We start from the raw sequence: 13240 nt of genomic DNA, 5'->3' as shown, positions 1-13240 counted from the left end.
TACGCTTGAGATTCCTTACGGTTCTAGGCTACAGCCTGCTGTGCGCGGGTCTTCTCAGTCTGTTCTCCAACATTCAGGATATGCTGAAATATTTATTTTCGCTAGGCGCTTTGTATGTAGGGATTCAATTTTTCAGAAGGCACGAGGGCCGCGGCATACGGATCGCTTTCGTAGTAACGACGATTGTGCTGTACTTCATCATGGCTGTGTTCTATGCCATATATTTGACCGTTAAGTCCGGGCAGCTGCCCGCGCAGGCTTAACTGGGATTCGCACTTATTGCATCGTAGCGTCATAAATCGGCTGTCCGCCGCATAAACATGGTTACAAAAGTTTCGGCTTTTGTAGCCTTTTTTTGTTTTTTGGTCAGTCGCCAAAGGGATAGGCACGTTTTCGAGAATGCCGAATACAATAGAGTATCAATGGACTTTGTGCTTGAGGGATGAGGAGCACGGACTGGAAAATGAAGGCTTTCCCACGAAATTGGAGGAGGGGTAGAAATGAAATTTTACACGATCAAGTTACCGAGATTTATCGGCGGGTTTGTCAAGGCGGTACTTAGTACCTTCAGCAAAAACTGACCGTACCGGATTGTATACTTAGGGCGGTCGGGGAAGCGCAGCAAGCGAAAAACGAAGGATACGTTTCGCAGACTAGAGCCCAATGCAGCGGAGGGATAAACGGTCCTGCCGTCTTACATGCTTGCGTGAGCAGGCGGCTTTCCAAGAAGCATCGGTTTCAGACGGGTACCTTTGTCTATGTATTGCGAAGCTTAGCTTACCGAGCCTCTGCGATATAAATTGGCACTAAAAAAAGCACCTGAGGCCAGGTGCTTTTTGTCTATCAGCGGATTAAAAATTACACGCGAGTAACTTTTCCGGATTTCAAAGCTTTCGTGCTTACATAAACACGCTTCGGTTTACCGTCCACCAGAATACGAACTTTTTGAACGTTAACACCCCAAGTACGCTTCGCTTTATTGTTCGCGTGAGATACGTGGTTGCCAGTGCTTGGTCCTTTACCAGTAATGAAACATTTGCGGGACATTGTATTACACCTCCTTAAAAGCCTCGACGACTTTCGTATTGCTTGTCTTCGAAAGCGAACTCTCCGTGAGCAATTCCTAGAAAACACACTCAAATATCATATCACAGTGGAACAAAAGCCGTCAACGGCGCAAGGATGTTTTTATGCCGTTTTAACCAAAATTTATTTATTTCTTCCGGTTGATATAGTAGAATGAAAAATAGTCCATCCTAATCTATATCAAAGGAGCTGCGTATGATGGCTATTGAATTGGCTACGGAATATGGCAAAGTATATATAACGGATGAGGTTATTGCTGTGTTGGCGGGATCGGCAGCTTTGGATTGTTATGGACTGGTTGGCATGTCTTCGCGCAATCAATTGAAGGACGGCATTGCGGAACTGCTGCGTCGGGATAATTTGAGCCGGGGTGTAGAGGTTCATCGAAATGAGCAGGGATCGCTTTCCATTGATTTATATATCGTGGTTAGTTACGGTACGAAAATATCGGTTGTGGCCCACAATGTGCAGACGAAGGTAAAGTATGTGTTAAATGAGGTTGTAGGGCTTCAAGTGTATGCCGTGAACATTACTGTTCAAGGTGTTCGTGTAGCTCAGTAACGCTAAGAGGCGGTCCGGCATGGGAAAGGTCCGGACCGCTCCATAGCAGGAAGGGGAATGGTTTATTTGAGTAAGCGCTTAAACAATATGAATGGGAACGACTTTATCCGTATGGTGGAAAAAGGAGCCCGGCAGCTTAGAGAAAATGTGGACAATGTCAATGCGCTCAACGTGTTTCCAGTTCCTGACGGGGATACCGGGACCAATATGAACCTGACTCTGACTTCCGGTGTAGAAGAGCTGAGACGGCGTCCGTCCGAGCATATAGGTAAGGCCGCGGAAGCGTTGGCTAAAGGCTTGCTGATGGGGGCCCGCGGGAATTCAGGGGTCATTCTGTCCCAATTGTTCCGGGGCTTCGCGAAGGCTGTCACGGACAGCGCTTCAATTGACTCGGTACAGTTTGCCGCGGCACTGCAGCATGGAGTGGATATGGCCTATAAGGCTGTCGTGAAGCCGGTGGAAGGCACCATTCTTACCGTGTCGAAGGAGGCGGCGAAGCATGCCGTTTTGCAGGCCAAGCGGACTGCAGATTTGGCGGAGCTGATGAGAGAAGTATGGAAGCACGGGCAGGAGGCGCTCTCCAGAACGCCTGATTTGCTGCCGGTGCTGAAGCAGGTAGGGGTCGTGGATGCCGGCGGTCAAGGGCTGCTGTATATTTACGAAGGCTTCCTTCAGGCGCTGCAGGAAGAGGGCAATGCAGAGGAGGTTTCGACAGCTGACGGCAGTTTCGCCGGGGGTCCGGGATTTACCGGAAAGCCGGTCATTGCCCATGCCTCCGAAGGACATGGCACGGCAGAGCCTTTAAGGGCACAGGCTAAGCTTGCGACAGAGGATATCGAGTTCGGCTACTGCACCGAGTTTATGGTGACACTGAGCGGCCGCAAACCTGGGAGCCGGGCTTTCGACGAGCACGAATTTCGTCAGGAGCTATCCAAGCTCGGGGATTCCCTGCTCGTTGTAGCGGACGATGATTTGGTCAAGGTGCACATTCATGCTGAATATCCCGGCAGTGTCATGAACCATGCGATGACTTATGGGGCTTTGAGCCGGATCAAAATTGAAAATATGAGAGAACAGCACACGCATCTTTTGCTCGAAGAAGCGGCGGAGCTGTCCGGTCGCGTCTCTGCAGGAGTATCGGTGTCCGAGCCAGTGAAGACGTTGAAGCCGTACGGATTTGTTGCTGTATCCGCAGGGCCGGGAATTTCACGGATTTTGAACAGTCTCGGTGTGGATCAGGTGCTCCATGGCGGGCAGACGATGAATCCGAGCACGGAGGACATTGTCAAGGCAGCTTCTCTTGTTCAGGCCAAGACCGTGTTCGTGCTTCCGAACAACTCGAATATTATTTTGGCTGCCCAGCAGGCGGTTGATCTTGTGGATGGCAAGCAATTGATCGTTATTCCGACGAAGTCGATTCCTCAAGGCATAGCAGCCATGCTTGCCTTCCGGGAGCAGGCGGCGGCAGACGAGAATGCCGACTTGATGGGGCAAGCTTTGCTGCAGGTGCAGTCAGGTCAAGTGACCTACGCCGTACGGGATACGCAGATGGATGATATGAACATCAAACAAGGGGATTATATCGGCATTCATAATAGTAAAATTGTTGCTGCGGATCCGGACTTGCTGGCCTCCGCGCGAAAGCTGGTGGACAGCCTTGTAGCCGATGGCGCGGAAATCGTGACGGTGTATACGGGTGAGGATGCCTCTGAGGACCAGACCCGTTCGCTCGTGCAATATATCGAAGAGACGTATACGGACCTGGAGGTCGAAGTTCACGCCGGCGGTCAGCCGCTTTATTATTATATTTTATCTGCCGAATAAGCCGCTTTCGGACAGACATTTATCTATAGATTGAGGTGGATGGATTGGGTCAGGTTCGAGTAGTTACGGACAGTACAGCCGATATTCCGGTGGAGCTGCAGGAACGCTTAAACATTGAAATCGTGCCTTTAAAGGTACATTTTGGAACGGAGACTTACAGTGACGGGATCGATTTAAGTCCACAGGCGTTTTTTGCAAAGCTGGCCTCGTTCCCTTCGCTGCCTACGACTTCGCAGCCCTCTCCCGTTGAATTTCTGGACATTTATAAAAAGCTCGCCGCGTCTTCGGACGCCGGCATTGTGTCGATTCACTTATCCTCGGGATTGAGCGGAACTTATCAAACCGCCGTTTTGTCCAGCACCATGCTTGAAGGGAAGGCGGATTTGACCGTAATCGATTCCAAATCGGCATCGTATGGTATCGGTATGCTCGCTGTGGCTGCGGCTGAAGCGGCCATGGCTGGAAAAAGCAAGGAAGAGATTGTTGCATTGGTCGAAACGATGCGCCGGGAGATGCGGCTCTATTTTCTAGTGGACACGCTGGAGTATCTTCAAAAAGGAGGGCGCATCGGCAAAGCGGCCGCATTGGTCGGTTCGCTGTTGAACATTAAGCCGATATTATCCATCACTGATCAGGGTGAAGTGTATTCGGTCGATAAGGTTCGGGGACATAAAAAGGCGATGGGGCGCATTGTGGAGATGCTTCAAGCCGACTTTGCCGGAAAGCCGATTCATGTGACTGTGGCCCATGCGGACACGCTGTCTGCGGCCGATGAGCTGAGCGGCTTGTTGAAGCAGCATTTTGAGGTGAAAAGTATGCAGTATACAACTATAGGGTCAGTCATTGGAACGCACGCCGGTCCCGGAGCCGTCGCTGCCTTCGTCAGTCCGGCATAATGGCCTCTATCGATTTGTATCAAATTCCGGTCAAAGAGGTACACGGGGTCAAGGGGAAAAAGCCCGAGGAGTTACTGACCCTGGGCATCGCATCCGTGGGAGACCTGCTCGACTACTATCCTTTTCGTTATGAAGATTACACGCTGCGCGACCTGACGGAAGCGAAGGATGGAGATAAGATTACCGTCCAGGCCACCGTTGTCGGGGTTCCGCTTGTACAAATGTACGGTCGGGTCAAGTCGAGATTAACCTGTAAAATGATGGCGGATCCGTTATTCATCACCGCAGTCTGGTTTAATCGGCATTTCTTAAAGGATCAGTTGAAGGCGGGGACAGACATTGTATTGACCGGAAAATGGGATCAAAAAAGGCTGCACCTTACCGTATCGGAGTCCGAATTTCCGGGGAAAGGGACTTCCCAGATCGGCACGCTGCAGCCTGTTTACTCGGTTACCGGGGCTTTGACCCAAAAGTGGATGCGCCAGACGCTGAAGCAGGCCTTAACGCAATACGGCGGCCTTATTCCGGAGGTGCTCCCCCAGGAATTGCTGGCGAAATATGATCTCATGCCGCGCAAGCAGGCGGTTGCCTTGCTGCATATGCCCGGCTCGATGGAGGAAGGGCAGCGGGCGCGCAAGCGGATGGTATTCGAGGAGCTGTTCTTGTTCCAGCTGAAGATGCAAGCCTACCGGGCTCTGAATCATGATCGTGCGGACGGCGTTGCGCATCCGTTGGACATGCCGTTGGTGCGGGCTTTCGTGCGGGCGCTGCCATTTACTTTGACCGAGTCGCAAAAAAACGTGCTGGCCGAAATTCTTCATGATTTGCAGCAGCCGTTCAGCATGAACCGCTTGCTTCAAGGGGATGTAGGAGCCGGGAAGACAGTTGTCGCCGCCTCGGCGTTGTACGCGGTTGTAAAGGCCGGTTACCAAGGAGCGCTGATGGTACCGACGGAAATATTGGCAGAACAGCATAAACGGTCTCTGGAGCGGCTATTCGAGTCTTACGGCATCCAAGTCGCGCTGCTTACGGGGAGCTTGACGGACCGCCAACGGAGGGATGTACTGGGTGCGCTGCAAATGGGCATGATTGACGTGGTCGTCGGTACGCATGCGTTAATTCAGGAGGATGTGTTCTTTCGGAAGCTCGGTCTTGTCGTAACCGACGAGCAGCACCGGTTCGGCGTCAACCAGCGCAGCGTTTTGCGGCGCAAAGGCTTGAACCCCGATGTGCTGACGATGACAGCGACGCCGATTCCACGGACGTTGGCTATTACGGCGTTCGGCGATATGGATGTATCCACGCTGAACGAGCTTCCCAAAGGGCGCAAGCCGATCAAGACGTACGCCGTCACACACGATATGCTGGACCGGGTTTTGGGCTTTATTCGGCGCGAGGTGGCGGAAGGGCGTCAAGCCTATGTAATCTGCCCGCTCATTGAGGAATCCGAGAAGCTGGATGTGCAGAATGCGATCGATGTGCATGCCCAAATGCAGTTTGCTTTTCCTGACTACAAGGTGGGGTTGCTGCATGGCCGGATGACTCCCGCGGAAAAGGACGAGGTGATGCGCGAGTTCAGCGCTAACCGGGTTCAGGTTCTGGTGTCGACGACCGTTATCGAGGTCGGAGTCGATGTGCCGAACGCGACGCTCATGATCATTTATGACGCTCACCGCTTCGGTCTTTCACAGCTCCACCAGCTTCGCGGACGCGTAGGCCGGGGGGAGCATCAATCGTACTGTGTGCTGATAGCCGATCCGAAGAATGAGGTCGGCAAGCAGCGGATGAAGGCGATGACCGATACGAACGACGGCTTCGAAATCGCTAGACGCGATTTGGAGCTGCGAGGTCCGGGAGACTTTTTCGGAACGAAGCAGAGCGGCTTGCCGGATTTCCGGATCGCCGACATGGTGACCGACTTTGAGGTGATGGAACGGGCGCGGGACGATGCGGCGGAGCTTGTACGGAGACCGGATTTCTGGACTGCCGCCGGCTATACGCTGCTGCGTGAATTTTTACAGCGGGAGCACATTACGGACAGCGAATTGCTGGATTAACACCTATTTGCGGTTCATGGCAAGATTATAGGACACATGTCCGAGCCCTCCGTCATAAACTTACGGTGAGAGGTTTGCAGCAACTCCAATTGGATGAGCATACCTGTATCCCCAATATCCGTTATCGGAGGTGTTCGTGACATGAGCTATCAGAAATACGGATTCGATCCTGCATTTGTGGAACGCGTCAAGCTGAAAATGAAAAATCCGGATACGAAAGAACGGATTAAAATGATTTTGCAAGGTGTGACGAAGACGGATCTTCAAGATCGCGTGAAAGTCAGAAGGTTTGTCGGGATGCTCTCCAAGGTGCTCGGAGAAAGACCTACGGATCAACAGACAGAACATATGGTGAATTTCGTCATCTCACAAAAAATTGATCCGAATAACACGTTTCATTTGATTAAGCTCTGGGGCATGTTTCGTTGACAAAGCTGTAAAAAAGCAGACCTTCGGGTCTGCTTTTTTCAGATTCCGAGGTCAGTTTCATCTACTTCGTCTATCTTAACCCAACGCATGCCAGCTTCAAAGACGGCGAAGCCTTTGTATCCTTGCGTTCGGAGCTGAAGGAGACAGGGTTGCCATCTCTCTCTTTGAAAGTTATAATTTTCATAGAATTTCCAAGAGAGGGAGGAGCTTCTCGTGCAGACCAGAGAGACACACGCTGATGCAGCGGATAAGCCGATGACTCGCAGGCAGCTGCTTGCATCGATGGGAGCTGCGGGCGCTTTATTCGCTATAGGCGCAGGATTTACAGGAGAGACGGCCTATGCGGCTTCTTCTACCAAGCCTGTTACAAGCAGCATTCCGTTCTACAATGTAAAGGATTTTGGAGCATCGGGTACGGGCAGGCTTGATGATGACGATACAGCCTATATCCAGTCCGCTATCAATGCGGCGGCTTCTAGCGGAGGCACGGTTTATTTTCCTCCAGGCAAGTATGTCATTCGATCTACCATTTTTGTGAAATCGAAGGTTCACCTGCTAGGCGATGGGGCGGAGGCGACCGTTCTAAAAGCAGAGGCGGATAACTTGCAGATGCTGCTTTTCGGAGGGAGCGCCAGTCACTGCTCGATCGAAGGGTTTACCTTTGAAGGAATCGGAGTGCCCAACGGGACCTTATTTTCCGCTGTGGAAAAGGGCGTGACGATATTTGAAGCCTCTCATATTGCAATCCATCGTTGTGTGTTCAAGTACATAACGAACGCGTTATGTCTTACTCGTGCAGATCATGTCTCTATTACGGGGTGCACCTTCACCTTTATATTAGGCTCCGATAGCCTTTACGAAGGCTATGGTATTGTGGTAGAAGGCGGGAGCAATCATACGATCATCGGGAATCATTTTAAAAATGTATACCGCAACTGCATTTATGTTACAGCCGGAAGCACTTATTCGATCATTGCCAGCAATGTGATGGAACAATGCAAGGACAGCGCCATTCTATTATCTTCCAAGCTGACCTCTTGTGCGCATCATTTGATACAAGGGAATATGATTTCTGCCGCTGGGCTGGGCTCAACCGAAACAAGCAGCTCTTACGGTATCCGGTTGAAGGATGCATGCAGCTTCAATACGGTTACTGGCAATGTCATATCGCAGCCGGCTTCGGGAGGCATTCAATTGGATGCGGAGGAAAATGCCGGTGATGACAAGCCTTACGGCAATGCGGTTACGGGAAATACGATCGATGCTGCCGTGCGCGGCATAGCGGTGCTGAACGGTGACGGGAACAGCATCAAAAGCAATGAAGTCCGCAGAGCTGAAATCGGCGTGCTGATCGATACGATCGGGGAAGGGAGCGGTTCCCTGGCCAAAGGCAATGTGGTTATGAACAACAGCCTTTTTCAATGCTCGACGGCCGCAATTAAGCTTGGATCGGCTCGCTGCCAGTCGAATTCCGTATTCGGCAACGCCGGGAGCGGCAATGCTGAAGGGTTAAAAGACAGCGGTACGGACACGGCTACGTCCGGGTTCTAAATCCATTTTACTAGCGTCCTCCTTGTACAGGAGGGCGTTTTTTGTGTTTGGCGTACCAGGGGCACGCATCTTTTTAGCCTTGTGAGGCCGAGCAGGGAATGCAGATATACGTCCAATTTGGAGCCTAAATTATTAGGATAAGCATCTATTGCACCCTATCAGGCATACGTTATGGATGTATTCATATCAAATCTAAAGTGGAAAGGGACGATTGCAAATGCCTCAAAATAAACGCTCTTACCAACAATCCCCTCAACATTATGGAATGCATCATCAACAGTGGATGCACCACCACCCACATCACCCGCACCCGTATCCCCCATACTATCATCCGTATAGTTACCATCCTTATGTTTATCATCCTTACGGGTATCACCACCATCCTTACCATCACTACGGACATGGACATGGGCACGGGCACGGACATGGACATGGTCATGGTCATGGAACCTATGGAATGGGTCAGGGCTAATAAAGAATACTGACAAGGTCCGTCGGGGAGCTTGCTCCTTTGATGGGCCTTGTGGGTGGCCCCTGATGGATGTATATCCATTCATCATAAAAAGATGGTAACGATCAAATTTATGATTGATACGACCAAAATGATGATTTATAATTACATATGTTCAGATTAGATGCAATGGGGTACATATGGGTTCAGGCTCAAGGTAGGGCCGGACGATGTCGCATCAAATATATACGGTACGAGTACATACGGTACAAGCTGTTCCCGGTCATTCCTGTAACTTGGCTATAGGAGAACTAGGAAAGCGGTTGAAAGGATAGGTGCGCTTATGTCGCTGCTGGAAGTGAAAGGGAATCAATTTATTTGGCATGGAGAGCCGGTGCGGCTTTTATCAGGGGCTATTCATTATTTTCGCGTCGTTCCCGAGTATTGGAGGGACCGTCTGCTTAAGCTGAAGGCTTGCGGCTTCAATATTGTGGAAACCTATGCAGCCTGGAACGTTCATGAGCCTAAGGAAGGCAGCTTTTGCTTTGAAGGCATGGCCGATATCGTCCAGTTTATTCAATTGGCCGGTGAGCTGGGACTGCAGGTCATTGTCCGTCCAAGTCCCTATATTTGCGCGGAGTGGGAGTTCGGAGGTCTTCCCGCTTGGCTGCTTGGTTACCCGGATATGCGTCTTCGCTGTTCGGATCCGTTGTTTCTGTCTAAAGTGGATGCTTACTATGACGTTCTGCTGCCGAAGCTGAGACCGCTGCTCAGTACGAATGGCGGTCCCATTATAGCGATGCAGGTTGAAAATGAATACGGCAGCTATGGCAACGATAAACGATATCTCGAACATTTGCGTCAAGGGATGGTCGATAGGGGCATCGATGTTTTGCTGTTTACGTCCGACGGCCCGACGGATGAAATGCTGCAGGGCGGCACGCTGCCCGGCGTTCTGGCTACAGTCAATTTTGGTTCAAAAGTAGAGGAATCGTTCGCCAAATTCAGGGAGTACCGTCCCGATGAGCCGCTCATGTGCATGGAATTTTGGAACGGCTGGTTCGATCATTGGATGGAGCCCCATCATACCCGCGATGGTACAGACGTAGCTCAAGTGCTGGATGACATGCTACAGGCAGGCGCATCGGTCAACTTCTATATGTTCCACGGAGGAACCAATTTTGGTTTCTACAGCGGCGCCAATCACATCCAAGCCTACGAGCCTACCGTGACCAGCTACGACTATGATGCTCCCTTATCGGAATGGGGCGATGCCACTCCGAAGCTGGAGGCCGTACGACACGTGCTGCAAAAATATACCGGTGAAACCGGCGCTGCGCAGGAGGCGTTCCCCGATCCGCTGCCGCGTAAGCGATACGGGGAAGTGCGTCTGACCCGTCGTTCCCGCCTGTTCGATCAACTGGATGCTCTTGGTCCACGGGTGGAAAGGACCCATCCGGAGCCGATGGAGAGGGTAGGGCAAAACTATGGATTTATTGCCTATACGACCTTCGTCAACGGCCCGCGCCGCGGACAGGAATTATGGCTGCAGGAGGTCCGCGACCGCGCGCAAGTATTTATGAATGGTGTGCCGATCGGCGTTGTCGAGCGGTGGGACCCTAAGCCGCTGAAGGTCGATATCCCGGCTGAAGGTGCAGAACTGACCTTGCTGGTTGAAAATATGGGGCGCATCAACTATGGTCCTCTGCTGCGCGACCATAAAGGCATTACCGAAGGCGTGCGGCTGGATAATCAGTTTTTGTACGGCTGGACGATTCACTCGATTCCGTTGGATACGTTGGATGGATTGTCGTTCCAGCCGATTCCGGACGATGCAGCTGGGGTGGCGGAAGCCGGCCCGTTCTTCTATGAAGGCTTCTTCGAGGTGGACGAGCCTGCCGATACGTTCATTCGATTGGACGATTGGACGAAGGGTCTGGTGTTCATCAACGACTTTAACCTCGGGCGCTATTGGGAGAAAGGGCCGCAAAAAGCTCTATACCTGCCCGGCCCGCTGCTGAGACAAGGCCAGAATCGTATTATCGTGTTCGAGCTGCACGGACCGCGTGAAACGGTCGTACGGCTGGACGATACGCCTGATCTTGGCGAAATCGCCAGTGTGGACCCGTCTGTTCTCAGCTTCACGACAGAAGAATAGCACTTAGGGCGGCGGCAGCTGGAGGCTTATTCACCTGCCGCCGCTTCTTTATCTTGGTGATAAAGCCTGCTTCTGGAACGCGATCGTTCATCTTCGAAGGGCCTCGGCAGAGGTTTTTTCAATAGCTGTAACCAAGCTTCGGGCATACCTGCCGATTCGGACACTGACTTCAGCTCGTATGAAATCCTTGGTCATGACAACCGTATCCTCGTGGCCGCGGCACACATAGCGGTAGACGAGCTGGCTCTCCTCCTTGGAATGCTCGTACAGACGAATATTTTGTTCCACAAGCATTTTTTTGAATTTTTGGACATCCCCCCGAATGTGCCCGGCCAATATTTTGGCGGCGGCCGCATAAACAGTTTTGAGCGTTTGCGACGACATTTCAATGGTTCTGCGGTTTTTTTCCACAATGTGAAGAGCGACGGGAAGAAGGATGCAGTCGCGCATCAGCTCAAGCTCTTTTTTGGTGGGAGGTTCACGCTTTAGAGAGGGGGTGTTGTTTTGAACCGACATGGATTGCTCTTTGTGCTGCGGCAGCATCATCCGGCTTGATTCCCATAATCCATTGCCTTCCAGCTTCTTGCTCATTTATAATGCCCCCCGATTTTTTGTGATCTCGCCACAGCCTGCCCCGAAGTCGTTACGGACGAGGCCCTTACAATAGAAGCACTGCCAAACCGCTCCTTAATTCGATCCGTGGCCTGATCCAGGGATCTCCGCTTCACCTGATCTTCAAACAGTGTCAGCTGATAGCTTTGGTCATCCACCAGACCGCTTAACATGACGCCAACGCGGCGTACAGGCATTTGGTCCCAGTACCGGTAAAACAACGCTTTGACCGCCTCGAAGACGGCATTCGTATTGTTCGTCGGGTCCGGCATCTTCATTTGCCTGGAGAAGCCTGTCGGCGCCTCGAACGGGCTGCACATACAGCTGATGGAAACGACGCCTCCCATATACCCTTTGCGGCGGCAATCGCGGCATACTTCTTCCGTGAGCTCGAGCAGCACGGTGTTGACCTCGGTGCTCTCGAGATAATCCCGCGGCAGCGTCATCATATGGCCGATCGATTTGGGCGGCGTGTTGAACGTTCCGGGGGTGACAGGAGAATCGTCCAGTCCGTTGGCTGTTCGCCACATGACCTCTGCGTGAATATCGCTTTGCTTCCCGAAGTGCGCGCGGAACCGTTCTTTCAACCGGGGGAGAGGCGTCTTGGCGATATCGCCGATCGTATACATGCCGAGTCTGGCAAAATGCGCGGTCATCCGGGAGCCGACGCCGAACATTTTATGGACCGGCTCCTTCCACAGCAGCTCCTCGACACCGGATTTCGGCAGCACGAATATGCCGGTTTGATTCTTTTTCGCCCAAATATCCGTCGCAATTTTAGCCAAAATTTTATTGGAGCTGATGCCGATGCGGACCTTAACGCCTGTTTGCCGCAGCACCTTGTGCTGAATGGTTTGCGCGATCGTCAACGGGTCTCCGAGCATCATGATACTGCCGGAGACGTCGAGAAACTGTTCATCGATAGAGAAGATTTCGACGAGATCCGTATATTCCTTATAAATTTTTGTAATCATGAGAGAGACGTCAATGTAATGCTGCATCCGGGGGCGCATGACTACAAGCTCAGGGCATTTGGCGAGCGCCTCGCCCAGCCGCTCTGCTGTCGTGACGCCGAGCTTTTTGGCGAGGGGACAGGCTGCCAGGATGATTCCCGAACGGATTGCAGGGTCCCCGGCTACCACAACGGGCTTATCGAAGAATTCGGGATGGTCTGCCTTTTCCACACTGGCATAGAAGCTTTGGCAATCCGCAAGAAATATAACCCTTTCACGGCTTTCGCTCATGTGTCCCGCCTCCGTATATTCATCAGCATGGTTAGCAGCTCTGCTTTGACCAGGCTCCGCAGCATGTGAAATTGATGGATGTAGCCGCGAACCTTGTATTCGACCTCGATGCCCAGTGCATTCGTTTCCGTATTCAGAATGGTAATGTGCTGCTTTCTCATCTGATTTTTCAGGCTGTAGAGCTTCTCATGAATGGTCTGCTCCACGCCTTTTAGATAAGAAATGACGTGATGGTAAACAATTTTATCCTTGTACAGAGTTAATTCCTCGATATCCCTGGCCAACATATCCAGCAAAATGGGCAGTAATGTGTAGTCCTTAACGAGTTGGATGTCATGTTCTGTTTCGAGTCTTGGGTTTATCGTCATACT

General features: G+C 51.6%; 13 protein-coding genes. 9 read left to right on the top strand and 4 right to left on the bottom strand.

The window, feature by feature from the left end; all coding sequences use genetic code 11:
- Positions 1-5 precede the first annotated feature (5 nt).
- Both CF651_RS11485 and spoVM read left to right on the top strand, forming a co-directional pair.
- On the top strand, positions 6-263 hold the full coding sequence (locus CF651_RS11485; RefSeq protein ID WP_094015002.1) for a hypothetical protein: 258 nt from the start codon (positions 6-8) through the stop codon (positions 261-263).
- A 237-nt stretch (positions 264-500) separates the two neighbouring features.
- A complete protein-coding gene (gene spoVM, locus CF651_RS33375) occupies positions 501-581 on the top strand; it encodes a stage V sporulation protein SpoVM (protein WP_094015001.1) in 81 nt (26 codons plus the stop codon).
- Between the two features lie 277 nt (positions 582-858).
- Here spoVM and rpmB read toward each other — a convergent pair whose 3' ends face one another.
- Entirely contained in the window at positions 859-1047 is a 189-nt protein-coding gene (gene rpmB / locus CF651_RS11475; protein ID WP_094015000.1) for a 50S ribosomal protein L28, read from the bottom strand.
- A 237-nt stretch (positions 1048-1284) separates the two neighbouring features.
- Between rpmB and CF651_RS11470 the strand changes: the two genes are divergently transcribed.
- The 7 genes from CF651_RS11470 to CF651_RS11435 all read left to right on the top strand — a co-directional run bounded on the left by CF651_RS11470 (position 1285) and on the right by CF651_RS11435 (position 11013).
- Positions 1285-1647 (top strand): Asp23/Gls24 family envelope stress response protein, encoded by a 363-nt coding sequence (locus tag CF651_RS11470; RefSeq protein WP_094014999.1) that lies wholly within the window; start codon positions 1285-1287, stop codon positions 1645-1647.
- 57 nt (positions 1648-1704) lie between these two features.
- Positions 1705-3471: a DAK2 domain-containing protein gene (locus tag CF651_RS11465; RefSeq protein WP_094014998.1), complete on the top strand. Its 1767-nt coding sequence runs from the start codon at positions 1705-1707 to the stop codon at positions 3469-3471.
- Between the two features lie 44 nt (positions 3472-3515).
- On the top strand, positions 3516-4367 hold the full coding sequence (locus tag CF651_RS11460; protein WP_094014997.1) for a DegV family protein: 852 nt from the start codon (positions 3516-3518) through the stop codon (positions 4365-4367).
- The gene (gene recG / locus CF651_RS11455; RefSeq protein ID WP_094014996.1) at positions 4367-6424 is read left to right on the top strand and encodes an ATP-dependent DNA helicase RecG; all 2058 of its coding nucleotides are present in this window, start codon (positions 4367-4369) and stop codon (positions 6422-6424) included. Before CF651_RS11460 ends, recG begins: the two co-directional genes overlap by 1 nt.
- Positions 6425-6565: 141 nt before the next feature.
- Positions 6566-6853, top strand: coding sequence for a stage VI sporulation protein F (locus tag CF651_RS11450; RefSeq protein WP_094014995.1), 288 nt, complete (start codon positions 6566-6568; stop codon positions 6851-6853).
- A 213-nt stretch (positions 6854-7066) separates the two neighbouring features.
- Positions 7067-8404 (top strand): right-handed parallel beta-helix repeat-containing protein, encoded by a 1338-nt coding sequence (locus tag CF651_RS11445; protein ID WP_094014994.1) that lies wholly within the window; start codon positions 7067-7069, stop codon positions 8402-8404.
- A 794-nt stretch (positions 8405-9198) separates the two neighbouring features.
- The gene (locus tag CF651_RS11435) at positions 9199-11013 is read left to right on the top strand and encodes a glycoside hydrolase family 35 protein (RefSeq protein ID WP_094014992.1); all 1815 of its coding nucleotides are present in this window, start codon (positions 9199-9201) and stop codon (positions 11011-11013) included.
- Between the two features lie 87 nt (positions 11014-11100).
- Here CF651_RS11435 and CF651_RS11430 read toward each other — a convergent pair whose 3' ends face one another.
- From CF651_RS11430 to CF651_RS11420, 3 genes are read right to left on the bottom strand one after another with little or no spacing between them, the layout of a single operon-like run.
- Entirely contained in the window at positions 11101-11604 is a 504-nt protein-coding gene (locus tag CF651_RS11430; RefSeq protein ID WP_094014991.1) for a YhjD family protein, read from the bottom strand.
- On the bottom strand, positions 11601-12869 hold the full coding sequence (locus CF651_RS11425) for a DNA polymerase IV (protein ID WP_094014990.1): 1269 nt from the start codon (positions 12867-12869) through the stop codon (positions 11601-11603). The genes CF651_RS11430 and CF651_RS11425 overlap by 4 nt, the downstream gene beginning before the upstream one ends.
- Positions 12866-13237 (bottom strand): YhjD family protein, encoded by a 372-nt coding sequence (locus CF651_RS11420; protein WP_094014989.1) that lies wholly within the window; start codon positions 13235-13237, stop codon positions 12866-12868. Before CF651_RS11420 ends, CF651_RS11425 begins: the two co-directional genes overlap by 4 nt.
- Positions 13238-13240: the final 3 nt, after the last annotated feature.

This window comes from Paenibacillus rigui (assembly GCF_002234615.1).
Classification (GTDB): Bacteria; Bacillota; Bacilli; order Paenibacillales; family NBRC-103111; genus Paenibacillus_S; species Paenibacillus_S rigui.
This window is presented reverse-complemented; position numbering and strand designations above follow the sequence as displayed.